Here is an 18,053-nt window from a genome sequence, read left to right on the forward strand (position 1 = left end):
TCTGTAATGGTATAAACATCAACATTATAACAAATAGATTTTCCTGCGAATACGTTTTCATTACATATTTACGGAGTAAATCTGTTCACGGCTCTAAGCGCTTCATGCAGGGCAGTATTCAGGTTGCCTTCTGCTGCTCCTTGTGCCGCTGTGTAATCAATCTAAATCACCAGTACTGTGAAGGTTCTTGTGAAGACGCTGATATCAGTGATTAAGCTCGTTGGATTGAGCTTGTATCATCCCTATAATTTCATTAATGACGAGTCCGGGCTGGTCATGATGGACATAATGACCGCTGCTTCCGGCGATCACCTGCCTGCTGGCCGCGGATAATTCCAGGAACTCCGCCTGGCTCTTCTGCTCAACCTCCAGTATCGCGTGTGCCGGCCAGTCTGATCCATCCTCATCCGCAAGCCCTCTGGTTATCACCGACAGCGGAACCTGGCTTGGCATGGAACCCCGGGCAGCAGAGATCTGTTTATAGCTGTGCATCTTATCGATCTGCTCCCTATTGAGCGAAGGGTTCAGCAGGTACGCCCGGTTCGCAGCGATATACTGACGGGGCAGCACCCGCTCATAAGTAAGCTCCTTATATTCGCCTGCAGCATCTATCAGTACAATTCCCGCAGTCCGCTCAGGATAACAGCAGGCGAACAGTCTGGCTACCAGACCGCCAAAGGAATGACCGACCAGAATATAAGGGGCTTTAATATCCAGCAGTGCCAGCAGCCGGTACAGCTCCTCCACCAGATCCTGGCAGGAGCGCGGTCCCGGCACTCGCGGGCTGTTCCCGGTACCGGCTCTGTCATAAGCGAGGGTTGAGGCATGCTGCGCAATATTCTCCTGGACACCGCTCCAGGAATCGCAACCATCCCCTAATCCGGAAATAAAGATGACAGCAGGCGCACGGTATGCAGAATATTTATAATACAATCCGCGGCCCTGCCCGTCCGTTTGAACCTCCATCCAATTGCAGATAAACCCGTTCTGAATCATCTTCTCCTCCTAGTGCTGCGCAAAAAGTTCATATAAAGGATGTATGCCTCATTCAGGATAAAGGGCCTTCCAGTAATTTACTATGTAATTTCACACAGCTCTCCTTTCACAGTCTGTATTCATGAAAAATCCCCTTCAACTGCCTGCTGGCGGTTTAAGGGGATGATCTGCCGCATGGAAGCGGCCTGCATTAGGTATAGATGGTTAGGAGAGAATTAATAGGCCAGACTGAACAACCCGTGAATATGGGTCAAATACCGGACATTGCTTGCTTCCTTCATCAGCGTTGCCGGCAGACCCTTCAGCGGTGTGGAATTGCCGCCGACAATCGCTACTCCGTCTCTGCGTCCAAGACTGGCAAGTGTCCCGGAATTCACCGGACTGAAGGTCTCGGAGGCTTTATCATTCAGGTAAGCGTAAAGGTTATAGCCGATCAGTTCACCCATCTGCCAGGCAATTTGTGCCGTTGGCGGATACGGACGGCCGTCCGGTGCGAACACAACCGCACTGTCACCGGCTACAAATACATTCTGGTGTGAAGTGGATTGCAGGAACTCATTCACGGTTGCGCGGCCGCGGTTCACTTCAAGCCCGGACTCGCCTATCAGCGGGTTACCCTGTACGCCGCCGGTCCAGACGAAGGTATTCGCCACAATCTGGCGGCCGTCCTTCAGATCAATGGTATTGCCTGCTACATTAGTAACAGGAAGACCTGTCAGGAACTGAACTCCCCGTTTCTCGAGGCTGGTTGTAGCGCGCTCAATCAGATGATCCGGCAGAACCGGAAGAATCTTCGGTCCGGCTTCTACGAGCAGCAGCTGAATCTCAGCCGGATTCACTCCATATTTCTTAGTCAGCTTGGGTAGTACATCGGCAATTTCACCTATAAGCTCAACACCTGTCAAGCCGCCCCCGCCGATCAGGATGGTTGCATCGGCCGCGTTGCCGCTTTTGGCATATTCACGAATCCGGTCTTCAATGTGTCCGTGAATCCGCAGTGCATCCGCCGCTGATTTCAGCACCATGCTGTACTGTTCAAGTCCCGGAATGCCGAAATAAGCCGTCGTGCTGCCCAGACCGACAACGAGAGCATCATAAGTCAGCATTACTCCATCCGAGAGGATGATCTGCTTATTCTCCACCGAGAACGAATTAACCTTGGCAATCTTGAGATCGATATCCTTACCGGCGAACAGCTTCGCTAGCGGCATGGCAACCGCCTGTTCCGAAGCACTTCCTGCTGCAAGGCGGTGTAGTTCGGTAATGATCTGGTGTGTTGGATACTGATTAACCACTGTAACTCTGGCTTCAGCTTTGCTCATATATTTGCGCACGGTTAGCGCACTCAATAAGCCGCCGTAACCTGCACCTAGAATAACTATGTGTTTTGACATCATATTTCCTCCGTCCTTACGATTAAGAATTGAACAATAATTATTTACCGGATTGGCGTTCGCCGCTGACCTGCAGGTATGCATTCATGAAACGGAGCACGTTCTGTACCTGCGGGTCCTTGATCATTTTCATCATGCCAAACAGGCTGATGGTTTCACTGCTTGCATCCGCGCGGTCTTTCGCTTCAATAACCGTAGCCGCCAGATTCTTGACAGAGCCTACCACAGGACCCGCCATCTCCTTGATTGCGCCTACCGTATCATTTTTCAAAACTTCATCCGTTGCAACCGATTGTACAAAATCGACCGATTTGGTTAATACATTCACCAGTTGGGTAATCTGCGGCAGCTGCTCCACCAGAAGAATCAGGGATTCCTGAACTTCCGGCTTCAGAAGCTGATTCAGCAAATCCTCTTGGGGAAGGCCTGCTGCGGGTATTTCTTGTTCCAAAGGGGTTTGGGTAATGGTTTCTGACATATCGAAGTCTCCTTTACAATGGCATTGCTGCTTAAAAGTATTCATCCACTGAAACTATGTGACTATTATAACATTCCGGTTGTAATAAATGTCACAATGTTTTTGGCTTTATAGCCTTATTTTGTGATTATAATCACTTCTTTTCTCGCTTTTTCAAAATTTATCGACTATTTGAACTAAAATTCACAATTTAATGTTGTTTAATCATTGACGTATGCTTGTGGTCGTGATATTTTATGCAAGTAACTTATTGTAAGTTTATTAATTAATATCAGCTATTGATTATTACTAACCAACATACATATCACAATGGAGGTCATTATTTATGAGTACTTTTTCAGAATTGGTTCAGTCCCGCAGATCGGCTATGAATTTCGTTGAAGGGGTAAAAATCCCACAGAATGAGCTGGAGGAGATGTTCTCACTGGCCCGCCTGGCTCCATCGGCCTTCAACCTGCAGCACGCCCACTACAAAGTCATCAGCGATGACACTGTGAAGGAAGAAATCCGTAAAGGTGCGTACGGCCAATACAAAATCCACACCGCCTCGGCTGTCATCGTTGTACTGGGTGACAAAAATGCCTACCAGCAGGCTCCAGAAATCTATAGCGGACTTAAAATGCTGGGAGCCATGAGCGAAGAGGATTACGACCGCACCATTCAGTCTATTAATGATTCTTATACCGGAAAAGACGCTTTCCAGCGGGATGAAGCAATCCGCAATGCGTCCTTGTCAGCTATGCAGTTCATGCTGATTGCCAAGGATAAGGGCTGGGATACCTGCCCGATGATCGGTTTTGATCCGGAAGCGGTGAAAGCTACTCTCGGGCTCAGCGACAACTTCGTTCCGGTAATGCTGATTACGATCGGCAAAGACAACAAGCACAAAATTAGACCGCGCGGCTACCGCAAGCCGGTTAATGAGTTCGTAGAATTTATCTGAGACTACACCGGGTCCAGAGAAGTCCCTATTTAATAGTTGACAGCAAAAAGGTCTTCCGGCAGCTAGCTTAACTGGAAGACCTTTTTGCTGTGATTTTATAAGATAAAGCTTCAGTCTGATGTTCGTTCATTTGGCATAATGCAATATAGCCGCTGCCGCGCGTTCCCGCCGCTCCGCATCGGGACTGTGCAGGGCAGCCTTCAGAACAGCCAGCGCCTCAGCTATTGTGGCTTCATCCACACGGGCCGGGGAGTGAGCAGTCTCCACATCCACATCCGAAGAATCTGCAAGCCACAAATCCATTCTTGCTGCAGGCAGCACCCCTGAATAGCGGGTTACTTCCTGATCCGAAGCAAGCAGTGCTTGTACTGCAGAATTCACAGCTGTACGGGGCAGACTCTTCAGCCAGGTTACTCCGCGCCGGTGCGCAGTTCCGCCCTCCACACTCTCCTGCCGGGCATCATAGAAATAATCACCCAAATCGCCAAGGTATACCCATTCCTCATCCGCAATCAGCACATAATCCCCGTCCTGCATCATGTTGACGAAGGTGTCTAAACTGCTGAGAGCTTCTTCCAGCTCCCGCCCCTGATAAGCTCCGGATGCAGCCAGCCTGCTGCGGATATCCTCTCTCCCGCTGAACTCCAGATCTCCAGCAACGGGATCTCCCGCACATACATAATTATCCTCCAGAAAAGACTTGATTAACCCGCTGCGGGTTCCGTCAAGCCTCACTCCAAACAAACTCATCCTTTTCTTCCTCCTTCAAGTGCCCGGATAGCTGAACCGCAACATAACAATCAGTAAATTATACAGCAAACGGCAACGCTTTTGCCGTCCATTTTTTAAGACAGCACTGTTCCAGGGCACCAAATTTACCCTGCAGGTGAATCAAGTATAGATTGTGAAGCTACCTGCGGACAAATCATGCTGAGCTAAGAAGCTTGGCAATTGCACTGTTCCTCACCTGAGCTTGGCTGGAGATTAGCGGGAGATTGGCTGAAGCATCACAGGCTCATGAACTCATCAGCTGGTGAGGAGGACTGAGATTCCGTTATTTGCGAAGAAATGGCGAATACGCAGGACATTCGGACTGAGATTCCGTTAGAGTATTTATCCCTCCTTGCAGCGACTGGGTTACGTTGGATTAAGTTTAGAGGGAATAACTATTGTTCGGAATCCTCCTTAAAAACTAAGGATAAGGAAGCATAATAGCGTTTACATGATCTTACAGTGAAAAATAACCGCAAATTTAAAGCATTCGCCTTTTTACAGCTACTGCCTATCACGGTATAATACAGGTATCAACTCAAGGAACCATACACTGCGGTAAGAACGCATGCGGGGGCAGAATCTCCGGCAGTCCTCTTAAGCAGCTGTACTCCCTGAGCTTGAGACTATATCTTTGATCCTGGCGTTACAGCTTTCAATCCATCCCTACACGAAATGGTATGAGCTTCTTAAAGCTCAAAAGCCCACAATCAATCCTATCGTGATCAGCGGATGAATTAGAGAAGATTTAACGGGCAGGATAGGCAAATTCACTGCCGCCTCGGACGATTTCTACCCGGCTGAGTACAAAGGATAGGATAAGGAGTCTGAGAAGAACATGGGTATAGTGGTTATAATATAAACCTCTATTGTTGATGAAGTTATCAATAATAGAGGTTTATATGTGTTATAGGGGGATTTATTTTAGTTATAGCGGGACAAGCATGCAGCTGACCTTGGCATAGGCCGCTTTAGCGCAGGCCTTCGGCAACTTTAAGCAGAGTCTCTTTGGATACATCCGGTGATTCTGTGCTTACTTCATGCAAAATGTTCCATTCGTTATTCTCCCCTAGCTCGATCCACTGGATATAAGCATAATAGTTGTTTTGGTTCCCATAAGCTTCTTTATTCACAATATATAAAGCATCTAAAGCTCCAACCTTCATCTCCTCAACCGTAGTAGCCGCTGCAAAATTTGCTGTGAGCTGCGCTTCCAGTCCGCTAGGCGTATACATAACCACAATTGCATCACTTTTCCCTCTTGGGCCCTCATATATGAGCTGCGGGCTTACAGTCTTAGCTATTCTATTAGGAGTGTTGAAGCTCTTGATCCAGGCATAATCCTCACCGGGCTTGACCCTTTTCGAGAGGACATTGGTGTATTTCTTTACCCAGGACTCGTCTATAATCCCAAGCTGACTGTCAGACCTCGCTTCGGCAAAATAATATCCTTCCGGCAGACTGCTTGGCACAGCCAGCTTTCCGGTAATTGGCTCGATGACCTCCTTCCAGCTCTCTATATCGGAGAACAGCTGCGGACAGTTCACCTTAAGCAGGTCATATCCCCCATTGGGCAGTGATACGTACAGGAAGGCGGATTCATTCACAGCCAGTTTAGTCTGAATGTCTTCAACAAGCAGCTTCACGTGCTCACCGTGTTCATCGGATTCAGTATAGTCTGAATGAACGATCACCTTTATTCCAGTAGAACCATATGTAACGGCCCATAACCTTTCCGCACCATAAACCACGCCTCCGAACAGCATCAGGCCGCAGAGAACAACCGCTATCCTTGCAGTGCCACGTATATGTCTTTTGGTTTTCCGTTCGTTTTGGAATTTGAAGTACTGATCAAAGCTTGCGGAAATCTGTGTCTCCAGCTGTTCCGGCATTACTGTATTCTGCTTAAAGCTGGCAAACTCCCGTTTCAATTGACTTTCGACAGGCATGTATAGTCCCCCTTCATCTCATCTTCCTCTGTGAATACGGCATGCTGCCGCAGCTTGCGCATTGCCTTGTGATGCCTGGATTTAGCGGTACCCAGCGGTATCTCCAGGGCAGAGGCTATCTCCTCAAAGCTGCATTCCCCATAGTAGCGAAGGACAACAACACTGCGCAGTTTAGGGGGAAGCCCAGCCACCAGCTGAAGCAGCTCTCCCCGCTGTTCCTGCTCAAGGAGCGGTGTATCCGCCCCCGGCAGCAACAACTCTGACGCATTCTCCCTGCTGCGGATCTGGATGCGCAGCCTGCGCCAGCTTCTCCGGCTCCAGTTGCTGCATTGCCGTACAATCATTCCGTTCAGCCATGCCCCAAAGGGCCGATTCCTGTCATACTGCGGCAGACTACGGAACAATTCTATGTAGATTTCATTCACTACATCAGCCACATCGCCCTGCCGGTCAACAAGCAGACAGACTGTCCCGTACACCTGGTGCCTGATGCTGTCATGCAGCGCAGTGAAAGCATCCTTGTCTCCTTCTTTCAGCCTTTGCAGACAGCCATGCAGCTCTTCCTCAGTCATCCGTCTCTCTCCTTTCTGTCTTGGTTTTCACTCTATATTGGTCCGCTGCGGGACAAAGGTTCCCTTTGAGTACAATAAATTCAATCCTTGCACAAAAAGAAACGGCCGCCCATGAGTTTCGTCATGAACAGCCGGATATGGAAATAAAGTATAGTTGTCTCAAACCGTTCTTATCAGCACTTATTAGCTCTATTCTACATATGCACAGGTATCCCCAGTTCCCGCTTCAGGAATTGATAGACTTGTAAGTTCGCCCCCCTCAGCGGGTAATCAGCTATTCTGCAGGCGATTCCGCAGCTCATATCAACTCCCGGCCCTGATAGTCTCCTGACCACTGTACCAGGCGGAAGAGTCTGTAAGGTAATCTCAGGTACAAAAGCCATCCCAATACCGTTCTCCACATAGAATTTCAAGGCGGACATACTGCCGATTTCCATAGTGTTCAGCGGAGGGCCGGCTGCTTCCTGCAGAATACTCTCCAGCTTCTTGCGGTAAGGGCAGTCCACAGCCGTAATAAGCAGACGGTGTCCGCGAAGCAGGTCCGCAGTAATCTCCTTCTCCGTCTCTAGAGGATGACCTTCGGGCAGCAGCAGCACGAACTCCTCGGTGAAAAGCGGCTCGAAATACAGCTCCGTCCCAAGCTGCGGGGCTGAACACAGAATCATGTCGAGTTCTCCCCGAAGCAGCCGCCCGCTGAGAGCCGCTGTTCCGGCAATCTCTACTGAAAGTATGATCCGGGGAAACTGTTCCATGAATATGCGCAAAAGCTGCGGCAGCCGGTAACTCGCAGTCGGATCGGTTGCACCGATCCGGACACTCCCTGCTCCGCCCGACTGCAGATCAGCCAGACTGCTCTGCAGCCGCTCCATGTCTTTCACAATCTGCAGGCTCTGCTCATGGAACAGCCTCCCGGCCTCCGTCAGGATCACCTGCTGTTTGCCGCGCTCCAGGAGCTGAACGCCCAGCTGAGCCTCAAGCTTCTGGATCTGCATTGTAACCGTAGACTGGGCATAGCTAAGCTCTTCGGCTGCACGGTTAAAGCTTCCTGTGCTCACAATGGCCTGAAAGGTTTTTAAAGTTTTGAAATCCATTTGCGCTAACCTCTTTCCAGTAAGACTCCCGTTTTCCGCGGGAATGGCGAATAGCATTCAGCCTACCTGAGCTTGAGGGTGTTTCATTACAGAGTCCATTGACCATCTGCTGTTGAGATTGTTCTAGTGCGCTCGATATAGTTCAATATTATTGAATCATTCCTTCATTTCATTCAATTATACAAAACCAGGCAAACTGAATACAATTGTACTCAGGATATTCAATAACAATAAGAAGTCGGGAGCGGATAAGGATGGATCTGAAGGGTAATGTCGCGATAGTGACAGGCGGAGGAACAGGTATCGGGCGGGCAACCAGCCTTCAGCTTGCCGGGCAAGGCGTAAAGGTTGCCGTGAATTATTCCCGTTCGGAAGCGGAAGCCCGGGAAACGGTTGACATGATCATAGCGCAGGGCGGGCAGGCCATTGCTGTACAAGCCGATGTGTCCGCAGATGCCGAGGTACGGGCAATGGTAGAACAAGTAGTACAGACCTATGGCACTGTAAATCTGCTGGTGAATAATGCCAGTATCACGCAGCATATTCCTATGGATGATCTGGAGGCAGTCACCTCCGAGGTGTGGGATGAATTATACGGCGTAAATGTCAAAGGTATGTTCTTCTGTGCCCGGGCAGCCGCCCCGTATATGAAATCAAGCGGGCAAGGGGCCATCGTCAACCTCGGCAGCATTGCCGGAAATACAGGTGCTGGTTCGTCACTTCCTTATGCGGTATCCAAAGCGGCTGTTCACGGTCTGACCCGGTCGCTGGCCAAGGCTCTCGCCCCTGACATCCGGGTCAACTGCGTTGCCCCGGGAGCCGTAGCGACACGCTGGTGGGCGGGCCGGGAAGCGCAGATGCACAAGCTCGCACCGAACCTGCTGCTGCAGAGCATTGCCGCGCCGGAAGATATCGCCCGTTTCATCTGCTCCGCGCTCGCTCAGGAAGCCATGACCGGGCAGATTATCACCGTCGACAGCGGGCAGACTTTATAGCCGCTACAGCGCTGGCAGATTCATTCTACACACAGCAAGCAGCCCCCTCTCCGCAATATTGCGGAAGGGGGCTGTCTGTTCGAAGCTGTTCAAGACTCTGCTACTCTACTCACTTGAACTCCTAATCAAGATGGTTCATTCCCCCATACCAGGCTGCCGGAGATATAGGCCGGAATATTGGCCCAATCCGCATAAGCTGTGCCCGCTGCGTTAAAGGAATAATCTCCGGTCTGGGTGTAATTGCTCCAATCCGACTTGGACGCCCGCAGCTGAATATCTATGCTCTCCCCGGCCGCAAGGGAACCTGCTGCGCTTGTAAATCCAAGCTCCAGGTAATAATCAGCTCCGGTCTTGGCAGCCGGAAGCTTCACAAACGTCCCGGTCACATTCGTGCTTCCCACCTGCGACCAGTCGCAGAAGAAGCTCTGGGTCTGCTCACCGTCAATAGTGTAATAATATCTGATCTTCACATCGGCCAATGAAACAGCAGCCGTGCCGTTATTTATCAGCTTAATCTTCGGGCTCAGCGTATTGGCCGCAGCCGCTGTACCGCTGTTGTACATCTGAACTTTAAGGCCGCCGGCCGCCGGTGCTGTTGTGTCCACTACCGCAACAGCCAAGGTCTGCGCTGCTCCGGCGCTGAAATTGAAGCTCAGCGTTGTCGTACCCACCGCCTGCGCGGCCAGATACGCCTTGCTAATCGTGGCAACCGAACCGCTCACACTATAATCCGTCCCGGGGGTCAACGATGCCGCACCGTTCTTAATCGAGGTTAACGTGTTCCCGTTCAGCGTCATCGTCACGGCGATATCCGCCTGATTCGCCGTCTTCTTATCGAAGCTGGCACTGACCGGCGTTATCGCAGAATTGCTGGCCGGCGTTGTTGTGTCCACTACCCCAACAGCCAAGGTCTGCACCGCTCCGGCGCTGAAATTGAAGCTCAGCGTTGTCGTACCCACCGCCTGCGCGGCCAGATACGCCTTGCTGATCGTGACTGCCGAACCGCTCACACTATAATCCGTCCCGGTGGTCAACGATGCCGCACCGTTCTTAATCGAGGTTAACGTGTTCCCGTTCAGCGTCATCGTCACGGCGATATCCGCCTGATTCGCCGTCTTCTTGTCGAAGCTGGCACTGACCGGCGTTATCGCAGAATTGCTGGCCGGTGTTGTTGTATCCACTACCGCAATAGCCAAGGTCTGCGCTGCTCCGGCGCTGAAATTGAAGCTCAGCGTTGTCGTACCCACGGCCTGCGTCGCCAGATATGCTTTCTTGATCGTGACTGCCGATCCGCTCACACTATAATCCGTTCCAGCAGTCAACGTTGCCGCGCCGTTCTTAATGCTGCTTAATGTGTTCCCGTTCAGCGTCATCGTCACGGCGATATCCGCCTGATTCGCCGTCTTCTTGTCAAAGCTGGCGCTGACCGGCGTAATCGTTGAGCCTGCCGCCGGCGGGTTCACCGGATCAGCGTATAAGGTGCCCCGGCCATTGGTTCCCAGATATACGCGTCCGTAGATGCGCGGATCTCCAGTGATGGCCATGTTGATTTTGGCATACTGATGGGCATTGTCATTGATCCGTACCCAACTGGCCCCGGCATTATCGGAGCGAAAGACCCCTCTTACACCGTCGATCTGAGCTACTGTATAGAGTGCCATGTAGCTCTGGCCCGGCGCTGCCTTGCCGAACCCGATGAGGTCAGCCTCATCAACATTGGCCACCTTGGTGAAGCTTGCGCCTGAATTGACAGAGTGCCATAAGCCATATTTGTTCTCCACCGTATTGCCGCCGGCGAACCAGATATCGCCTTCGATGCCCGGCATGGCTTTGATGCTGATCTGGGCCTGATTCGGCTGAAGATTGCCGACATTATTGGTCGGGAAGCCTGTTGCTCCCGTAGCCGTGAACGTTGCTCCGCCATCCGTACTGACGTAGAAGGTTCCCGCATAGAAGGCATAGAATTTATTCGCATTCACCCGGTCCGAAGCAATCTTGGCCCCGGCAGGCACACCGCTGCTGGCTGTCCAGGAATTGCCGGACGACTTGGAATAATACACGCCAATATCTGAGGTACTCCACAGAATAGAGTTGCCGCTGGCGGATACAGCTACCTGGCCTTGCCCGGCAGTCGTCTTAGTCCCGTTCGAGGGCTCTGCATTCGGCATATACCAGTTCGTGCCGCCGTCATTGGAGATCCCGACCGACTTCATGCTTGGGGACTTCTCCTTGTCCGCACCGCCAACACGTACTACATAGGCTGGGCTTAACTCAGCATAATCGATGCCGGTTGTGGTTGCCCAGGAAGGACTTGTCTGGAACTTCACCGGTGCTGCAGTGACATCATCATACCGGAAGCCGGACACATCCCCTAGTGCAGTAATCAGGTGTGCTCCGGATGGAGGGCTGATCAGCCCCAGCACTGCAGTCTCTTCCACTCCCTTCGCCATCACGGAAATATTAACTTTCCCGCCGGTATCCCAAGCGCCTAAATTGTTTGAACCATAGATTGTAGCACCCGTACCGTACATCATCCGGTTGGAGTTGAACGGATCAATCTCCAGATCCCCCATCATCCAGCCCAGCTTCGGCGAAGGATCAAGGGAAGTCGAAGTTACTCCATGGTCAAGCCACGGGGCAGCTGTGATATCCATCGCAAATTTATAGGTCCGTTCCGGATAATTGCCCCAATCCCAAATCCGGCTCCAGGTTGCCCCGCCGTTGGTGCTGCGGAAGATGACTTCATCCGGCCACCAGGCATTCAGACTGGAGACCATCACGGTGTCCGGATGCTGCGCATCTACGGCAAGTCCGCCGAATCCGTACCAGTTATCGGTTCCCGTAGACGGACTGATATTCGTCCACACCCCGCTTGTTTTGTTCCATTTCCAGACCTCGCCTTTACTGCCGTCGTACGGTCCAACGCCATTGCTGTACGTAATGTACAGATCACCTGTAGAAGACAGAACACCATGATGCGGCAGATAACCTACAGGCTGGCCGGGCAGAGCAGACCAGGTTGCTCCCCCGTCCGTGCTGCGGTAGACGCTGCTTGCCGTATCCGCTACTCCCACATAAATCGTCTGGGTGGCATTCCCGGAGGTGCCTGTGCTTTTATCAAAAGTAATCCAGGATAATCCTACAAGATCATTGCCATAATCAAGCGTCGGATTCTGAATATACGTCCCCACATTAGGGAAGGAGCTGACCTTGGACCAGGTGACCCCGGAGTCGGTGCTCTTCCACAGGCCGTTCCCGCTACGCGCCCCGAAGAACAGGATGCTGTTCTTATTCGGGTCAATCACTAGCCGTTCCCCTGCAGAACGTCCGGGCATATTACCGCCAACCTTGAACGGCAGCGGCGTTGTCTGCCACGTATTTCCCCGGTCGCTGGAGCGCATGATTTGTCCATTATCGTCCCACGAGTTCGTGTAGGTGCCGGTAGCCATATACACCTTGTCCGGATTCACCGGATCGGTTGCCAGCGCATCTACGCCATTCTTGTTCCAGTCCACCCAGCCGACAGAATCGCTGATCGATGTCCAGCTGCCGGATGTCTGATTCCAGCGGTAGGCACCCCCGATATCCGTCCGCGCATAGATCAGATTCGGCTCAGTCTGGTTAAAAATAATACCCGGAACAAACCCTCCGCCTGCACCGGTAACCACACTGTTCCAGTTGTAGGCTTCACTTGCTGCGGCATGAGTTACTGCGGGAGAAACGGTAAACAATGAGCAGGGCATTGCAGCCAGCAGGACAACCATTCCCATTCTTCGGATACGTTTTCGAATCACGGTTCTAACCTCCCAGGTTCTTTCTTTGATAACGCTTTCATTATAGAGCGCTGACAACCTGTACTGTGAGGGAAAACGGTCGAATCGATAAGAAAACTGTCAGCAATCATCGTACCATTTTCACACTTTTTATTACTATTCTAACAATAAAAGGTTCTAATGGAATGTCATCCAAAAGAACCCCTATTTCTAATGCTTCAGAACAAACTCATCCAGCTTGTTGCCAGAGGTATCATACGCCTGATAGGTCAGGGTATCCCCGCTAACCGTGATTCCGGCGAACATCGGCTTATTATTCTGGAAATGAACCTTATGGTAGAACTGGTCTTCCTTCTTCTCGTTGAATTTGGCCCCGGAGGCGTTGGTCACCACATAGACCGTTCCGCCTGTTGTAACATTGCCACCATCACTCTCAGGCACGATTTCACCGGCGCGCAGCGGATAAGAACGGGAATACTCATGATTATGCCCCTGCAGCACAAGATCCACGTTATATTTGTCAAAAATCTCCGTCCAGTCCTCCACCTTACTGTACATGTTCCCGCCATACGCCGGACGGTGCATCGCTACGATTGTCCACGGCTTATCCGTACCTGCCAGATCCTTCTTCAGCCAATCAGCCTGCTTCTTCAGATTACTCTCTGTATTCAGCACAGTCACATGAACCGGGCCGTAATCGAAGGAATAGGAAGCACCGGCGATTGAACCCTTGGCCCCGTTATCCGGCAGATTGAAATGTGAGGTAAACAGCTCCGCCTCTTCATCAATCTCGTCATGGTTACCGGTCACCGGCATGAGGGGCACACTGGCCACCCTGTTCTGAACATAGCCAAAGAAGCTGTTCCATGCCGCACTATCCTCCGGATCTTCAGTAAAATCACCATTATGCACAATAAACTCTGCTGCCGGGAAGGTCTTGAATGCCTGTTCCAGGGTGTTGCCCCAGATTGCGAAATCCGCATCTGTTACTCCCTGGGAATCCGTAACATTAATAAAGGTCACCTGACCGCTGTCCGCTTCCGCAGTGCTGAACCCGTATGCGGGGCTCCACTCCTCTTCCTCTCCGCTGCCTACCCGGTAAGTGTAGCGAGTTCCCGGCTCCAGTCCGGTAATCTCGGCTTTGTGCACGCCTGCTGTACCCTGATCCGTCTTGATCACAGTGTTGGCCGCCTGAACCCTAATGATCCCATCTCCGTTAAAATCAGCCGACCCGCCTTTCACTGCCTCAAGCCAGCCGTCTGCTCCGGGGTCCCCGGTGTACCAGGTAAAGGCACGGCTGGTGGCCGCATCACCCTTAAACGTGCTGACCAGATCATAAAGTACACCCGAGAATTCAGATCCTCCCCCTGCGGTCCGCTCCGATTTGAACCGCTCCACGCCAAGCGCCAGCACGATCAATACAACGACTATAATTCCGATGATAATGAATGTTTTCAAGTCTTTCATGTACTCCCTCCGCCTGCAGCTTCAATTCTTGCAATCTCTCTGAGCCCTCCGCTCGATCTGTTCTGTTTCTGTATTCTAGGGTAGCCCCAGTGGCATCAGGAAGTCAAATTCCCGTCCCCGGAATAACCTTACATTTCGTGACATTTGTAAACGCAGTGTAAAAACATTCAGCTGACGTTCAGTTCAATTTAAGAAAATCATAAGGTCGGTCCCTTAGAATAGGGTCAGCGGCCAGATCACGCAAGAACTTAGAGAGAGAAATGAGGTGTAAGATGAACAAGAAGCTGCAATTCCGGCACGAGCTGAAATTCTTCATTAGCTATCATCAATATCTTATCATCCGGCAGCGGCTCCAGAGCCTAATGGATACAGACCAGAATGCTGACGAGAGCGGGGAATACCATATCCGCAGCCTGTATTTCGATGATATGAACAATACAGCGTTGTCCGACAAGCTCGGAGGCCTGCGTGAACGTGCCAAATACCGCATACGGATCTACAATGTGCAGGATGATGTCATTCATTTTGAGAAAAAAATCAAGATGGACGATTATATCGCCAAAATCAAAGAACCGCTGACGCGGGACATGTACGATGAGATTATGGCCGGCAACTATGAGGTGCTGAATGTACCGGATAAGCCGCTGTTTATGGAGCTCTACAATCAGATGCGGCATAACCTGCTGCGCCCGAAGGTGATCGTCGATTATGTCCGCGAGTCTTATGTATGCCATAACGGCAACGTGCGGATTACTTTTGACAAAGAGCTTCGTACGGGACTGCATGCGGTGGATATATTCAGCAAGGAGCTGCAGCCGGTCCGGGCGCTTGACGGGAGCTTAATTATTTTCGAGGTCAAATTCGATGAATACCTGCCCGATTATATCCGGATTGCCCTGCAGCTTGAAGGCCTGAACCGGCAGTCCGCTTCTAAATACGTCATTTGCCGGAAATTTCTAAAAACCAACACTTGGGAGGATTATTGATATGAGCATCACAGCAAGTCTGGCTGCAGCCGCAGCACAGGGAGCGAACGACACCGCAACTACCTTTTCCGATATGATCAAAAGCTCGGTGACCGACAACTTCGTTTCCGACATCCGCATTTCCAAAATACTGATTACGCTCGGCGTGGCTTTTCTGATCGGATTCTTCATTTACATTCTGTACAAACGGGTCTTCAGCGGTGTCCTCTACTCCAAAAGCTTCAACGTCTCCCTGATGGGCATGACAATGATTACTGCAACCGTTATTATCGCGATCAACTCGAACCTCGTGCTGTCACTCGGTATGGTCGGTGCGCTGTCTATCGTCCGTTTCAGAACGCCTATCAAAGATCCAACCGACCTGATCTTCCTGTTCTGGGCAGCTGTTGCCGGGATCGTAACGGGCGCCGGGTTCTTCACACTGGCTATTATCGGCTCCATCATCATCGGCCTGATCCTGTTCCTGTTCATTAAACGTTCTTCTATCGAAACTCCGTACCTGCTGGTGATTAACTGCGACAGCGACGACAGTGAGCGCGAAATTCACAGCCATCTGACCAAGTCGGTGAAACGGTATAATATGAAGCAAAAAACGGTAACGGCCGGCAATATTGAGCTTACGCTTGAGCTCCGGCTAGACGACAAGGAAGGCGGATTCGTGAACACGGTTTCCGGCCTTACCGGTGTCAAGAATGCCCTGCTGATCAGCTATAGCGGCGACTATGTCTCATGATCACGGGCCTGCTGCAGGCTGGTAGATCTATATTCATGAAAGGCGGTGCCCAAGATGAAAGCACGAGGTAAGCAGATTCTGCTCATTCTTAGTTGCCTGCTGCTGGTTACCGCTATAGCTGGTTGTCAGATTTCAAATCCTTCTGCGGATAACAGCAGCACTATGACGGACACGCAGAACAAGGCGGTATCAAGCGAGGAACAGAGTCAGGGTACAGAGGTTTTTCCGAAGGACAAGGTTGTAGATGTCAAAATCACGCTGGACCCGGATGATTTCCAGGATATGCTGGACAATGCCAGCGCCGAGGAATACAAAACCGCCTCCGTCGAATATAACGGCATCCAGATGGACAATGTCGGGGTGCGGACCAAAGGAAACTTAAGTCTGCGCAGTGTGGTGCAGATGAGCGATTCGGACCGGTACAGCTTCAAGCTGTCTTTTGACGAGTATGTGAATCAGAACCTGTTCGGGATTACCAAAATCAATCTCAACAACAACTACAGCGACGCCTCATACATGCGGGAATTCCTGACCTATGAGCTCGCGGAGAGCATGGGACTGCCCGTGCCAAAATATTCGTTCGTCAATATCTACGTTAACGGGGAGCTTAAGGGCTTCTATCTGGCGGTAGAGCAGATCGGCGATGCCTATCTGGAACGCCATTTCGGCAACGCCTACGGCGCACTCTATAAAGGCCAGATGACCGGACAGGGCAGCGATCTGACCTGGCTCGGGGATGACGCTTCCCTCTACACCGGCCTGGAGATGAAATCGAAGAAATCAAACGATGACATTCTCGTCGATATGCTGGATGAGCTGAACAACGGCACCGACTATGAGAAATACATCGATGTGGATGACGCTCTTGGCTATATTGCCTTAAACGCAGTGACCGGCAATATGGACAGTTACCTCGGCAGTAATAAGCAGAACTATTACCTGTACGAGGACGACGGTATCTTCTCCATCCTGCCGTGGGATTACAACATGGCCTTCGGCGGCATGGGCGGCTCAGATGTGCTGATTGACGAGCCTACCCAGGGCGCACTCGCCGAGCGGCCGCTGGTAGCGAAGCTGCTGGCGAATGAGACTTACCTGGCGAAATATCACGAGATCGTCCGCAGCATGCTGAGCGGCTACCTGAAGGATGAGACCTTCCAGGCCCGGATCAACGAGCTGGACACCATGATCGCAAGCTATGTGAAGGCCGACCCTTCTGCCTTCTATACCTTTGAGCAGTATGAGAGCGGCCTCGAGTCCGTGAAGACCTTCATGTCGACCATGGCGGGCACCGTTTCGCAGCAGCTCGACGGCACGATTCCCGCTACCAATGACGGCAACGGCAGTGGTGGCGGATTCGGCGGCGCTGGTATGGGCGGCGCTGGCGGCGGGCGCGGCGGCGGCGGGTTTGGTGCTGCGCCTGGCGGGCTGGCGGCGCAGGGTGATGGCGCAGCGGCTGGCGCAGCGGCGCAAGGGCAGGCGGGCGCGGCGGCGGGTGGCGCGGCGCAAGGGCAAGCGGGCGCAGCGGCGCAGGGCAGTGCTAGTGCGGCCGCCGGGCAGCAGCCGCAAGACGGCAATGGCGGTGCGCCGCAAGGTCAAGCGGCGCAAGGTGGGCAGACCGGCCAAGGCGTTCCCGGCGGTGAGCCTGGCGCTATGGGCGGTCCAGCCATGCCAGAGGGCGGCTACGCCCCGGGTGGCGGTGGTATGGGCTTCGCCGGCGGTATGGGCGGCGGCGGAGGTTTCGGCGGTGGCGGCATGGGCGACTTCGGCGGCCAAGGCAATACACCGCAGCAGCAAGGTAGTACCAGCGAAGCTGTTACTACCGGCATAGCTATTGTTTTGCTTTTACTTGCCGCGGTATTTGTTAGCTTCTATAAGCGGAAGCGGCTATAACCCTTAATAATA

Annotated in this window: 14 protein-coding genes; 5 read left to right on the forward strand and 9 right to left on the reverse strand. The window is 51.9% G+C overall.

Annotated features, from left to right (window positions below):
* Window positions 1-204: 204 nt before the first annotated feature.
* From GC101_RS06105 to GC101_RS06115, 3 genes are all read right to left on the reverse strand, one after another.
* Window positions 205-996, reverse strand: a complete 792-nt coding sequence (locus GC101_RS06105; protein WP_246354186.1) for an alpha/beta fold hydrolase — start codon at window positions 994-996, stop codon at window positions 205-207.
* Between the two features lie 215 nt (window positions 997-1,211).
* Window positions 1,212-2,390, reverse strand: coding sequence for an NAD(P)/FAD-dependent oxidoreductase (locus GC101_RS06110; protein WP_171716551.1), 1,179 nt, complete (start codon window positions 2,388-2,390; stop codon window positions 1,212-1,214).
* Window positions 2,391-2,430: 40 nt separating this feature from the next.
* Window positions 2,431-2,868 carry a DUF1641 domain-containing protein gene (locus GC101_RS06115; RefSeq protein WP_042136226.1) on the reverse strand — a complete coding sequence of 146 codons (438 nt, stop codon included), beginning with the start codon at window positions 2,866-2,868 and terminating at the stop codon, window positions 2,431-2,433.
* A 325-nt stretch (window positions 2,869-3,193) separates the two neighbouring features.
* Between GC101_RS06115 and GC101_RS06120 the strand changes: the two genes are divergently transcribed.
* Window positions 3,194-3,811: a nitroreductase family protein gene (locus tag GC101_RS06120; protein WP_171716522.1), complete on the forward strand. Its 618-nt coding sequence runs from the start codon at window positions 3,194-3,196 to the stop codon at window positions 3,809-3,811.
* 126 nt (window positions 3,812-3,937) lie between these two features.
* On the opposite strand, the gene GC101_RS06125 is transcribed toward GC101_RS06120, so the two are convergent.
* The 4 genes from GC101_RS06125 to GC101_RS06140 form a co-directional block, all read right to left on the reverse strand.
* Window positions 3,938-4,561: a hypothetical protein gene (locus GC101_RS06125; RefSeq protein WP_171716523.1), complete on the reverse strand. Its 624-nt coding sequence runs from the start codon at window positions 4,559-4,561 to the stop codon at window positions 3,938-3,940.
* 992 nt (window positions 4,562-5,553) lie between these two features.
* Entirely contained in the window at window positions 5,554-6,474 is a 921-nt protein-coding gene (locus GC101_RS06130; RefSeq protein WP_171716524.1) for a hypothetical protein, read from the reverse strand.
* Window positions 6,475-6,509: 35 nt separating this feature from the next.
* Window positions 6,510-7,103, reverse strand: a complete 594-nt coding sequence (locus tag GC101_RS06135) for a sigma-70 family RNA polymerase sigma factor (protein WP_171716525.1) — start codon at window positions 7,101-7,103, stop codon at window positions 6,510-6,512.
* 194 nt (window positions 7,104-7,297) lie between these two features.
* Window positions 7,298-8,194: a LysR family transcriptional regulator gene (locus GC101_RS06140; RefSeq protein ID WP_171716526.1), complete on the reverse strand. Its 897-nt coding sequence runs from the start codon at window positions 8,192-8,194 to the stop codon at window positions 7,298-7,300.
* Window positions 8,195-8,448: 254 nt separating this feature from the next.
* On the opposite strand from GC101_RS06140, the gene GC101_RS06145 reads away from it, so the two are divergent.
* A complete protein-coding gene (locus GC101_RS06145) occupies window positions 8,449-9,189 on the forward strand; it encodes an SDR family NAD(P)-dependent oxidoreductase (RefSeq protein WP_171716527.1) in 741 nt (246 codons plus the stop codon).
* A gap of 125 nt (window positions 9,190-9,314) precedes the next feature.
* On the opposite strand, the gene GC101_RS06150 is transcribed toward GC101_RS06145, so the two are convergent.
* Together GC101_RS06150 and GC101_RS06155 are read right to left on the reverse strand one after the other, a co-directional pair.
* On the reverse strand, window positions 9,315-12,980 hold the full coding sequence (locus GC101_RS06150; RefSeq protein ID WP_425497135.1) for a X2-like carbohydrate binding domain-containing protein: 3,666 nt from the start codon (window positions 12,978-12,980) through the stop codon (window positions 9,315-9,317).
* A gap of 192 nt (window positions 12,981-13,172) precedes the next feature.
* Window positions 13,173-14,429, reverse strand: a complete 1,257-nt coding sequence (locus tag GC101_RS06155) for a purple acid phosphatase family protein (protein WP_171716529.1) — start codon at window positions 14,427-14,429, stop codon at window positions 13,173-13,175.
* Between the two features lie 272 nt (window positions 14,430-14,701).
* Here GC101_RS06155 and GC101_RS06160 point away from each other — a divergent pair, with 272 nt between their 5' ends.
* From GC101_RS06160 to GC101_RS06170, 3 genes are read left to right on the forward strand one after another with little or no spacing between them, the layout of a single operon-like run.
* A complete protein-coding gene (locus tag GC101_RS06160) occupies window positions 14,702-15,415 on the forward strand; it encodes a polyphosphate polymerase domain-containing protein (RefSeq protein WP_171716530.1) in 714 nt (237 codons plus the stop codon).
* Window position 15,416: 1 nt separating this feature from the next.
* A complete protein-coding gene (locus GC101_RS06165; protein ID WP_246354187.1) occupies window positions 15,417-16,148 on the forward strand; it encodes a DUF4956 domain-containing protein in 732 nt (243 codons plus the stop codon).
* Window positions 16,149-16,202: 54 nt separating this feature from the next.
* Window positions 16,203-18,041: a CotH kinase family protein gene (locus tag GC101_RS06170; RefSeq protein WP_171716531.1), complete on the forward strand. Its 1,839-nt coding sequence runs from the start codon at window positions 16,203-16,205 to the stop codon at window positions 18,039-18,041.
* The last annotated feature ends 12 nt before the right edge of the window (window positions 18,042-18,053 follow it).

This window comes from Paenibacillus phytohabitans (assembly GCF_013141775.1).
GTDB classification, from domain to species: domain Bacteria; phylum Bacillota; class Bacilli; order Paenibacillales; family Paenibacillaceae; genus Paenibacillus_AQ; species Paenibacillus_AQ phytohabitans.

What these genes read in the sequence shown, in the direction of transcription:
- GC101_RS06105 (WP_246354186.1), bottom strand. Translation starts at nt 996, where the DNA reads ATGATTCAGAACGGGTTTATCTGCAATTGGATGGAGGTTCAAACGGAC.
- GC101_RS06110 (WP_171716551.1), bottom strand. Translation starts at nt 2,390, where the DNA reads ATGTCAAAACACATAGTTATTCTAGGTGCAGGTTACGGCGGCTTATTG.
- GC101_RS06115 (WP_042136226.1), bottom strand. Translation starts at nt 2,868, where the DNA reads ATGTCAGAAACCATTACCCAAACCCCTTTGGAACAAGAAATACCCGCA.
- GC101_RS06120 (WP_171716522.1), top strand. Translation starts at nt 3,194, where the DNA reads ATGAGTACTTTTTCAGAATTGGTTCAGTCCCGCAGATCGGCTATGAAT.
- GC101_RS06125 (WP_171716523.1), bottom strand. Translation starts at nt 4,561, where the DNA reads ATGAGTTTGTTTGGAGTGAGGCTTGACGGAACCCGCAGCGGGTTAATC.
- GC101_RS06130 (WP_171716524.1), bottom strand. Translation starts at nt 6,474, where the DNA reads ATGCCGGAACAGCTGGAGACACAGATTTCCGCAAGCTTTGATCAGTAC.
- GC101_RS06135 (WP_171716525.1), bottom strand. Translation starts at nt 7,103, where the DNA reads ATGACTGAGGAAGAGCTGCATGGCTGTCTGCAAAGGCTGAAAGAAGGA.
- GC101_RS06140 (WP_171716526.1), bottom strand. Translation starts at nt 8,194, where the DNA reads ATGGATTTCAAAACTTTAAAAACCTTTCAGGCCATTGTGAGCACAGGA.
- GC101_RS06145 (WP_171716527.1), top strand. Translation starts at nt 8,449, where the DNA reads ATGGATCTGAAGGGTAATGTCGCGATAGTGACAGGCGGAGGAACAGGT.
- GC101_RS06155 (WP_171716529.1), bottom strand. Translation starts at nt 14,429, where the DNA reads ATGAAAGACTTGAAAACATTCATTATCATCGGAATTATAGTCGTTGTA.
- GC101_RS06160 (WP_171716530.1), top strand. Translation starts at nt 14,702, where the DNA reads ATGAACAAGAAGCTGCAATTCCGGCACGAGCTGAAATTCTTCATTAGC.
- GC101_RS06165 (WP_246354187.1), top strand. Translation starts at nt 15,417, where the DNA reads ATGAGCATCACAGCAAGTCTGGCTGCAGCCGCAGCACAGGGAGCGAAC.
- GC101_RS06170 (WP_171716531.1), top strand. Translation starts at nt 16,203, where the DNA reads ATGAAAGCACGAGGTAAGCAGATTCTGCTCATTCTTAGTTGCCTGCTG.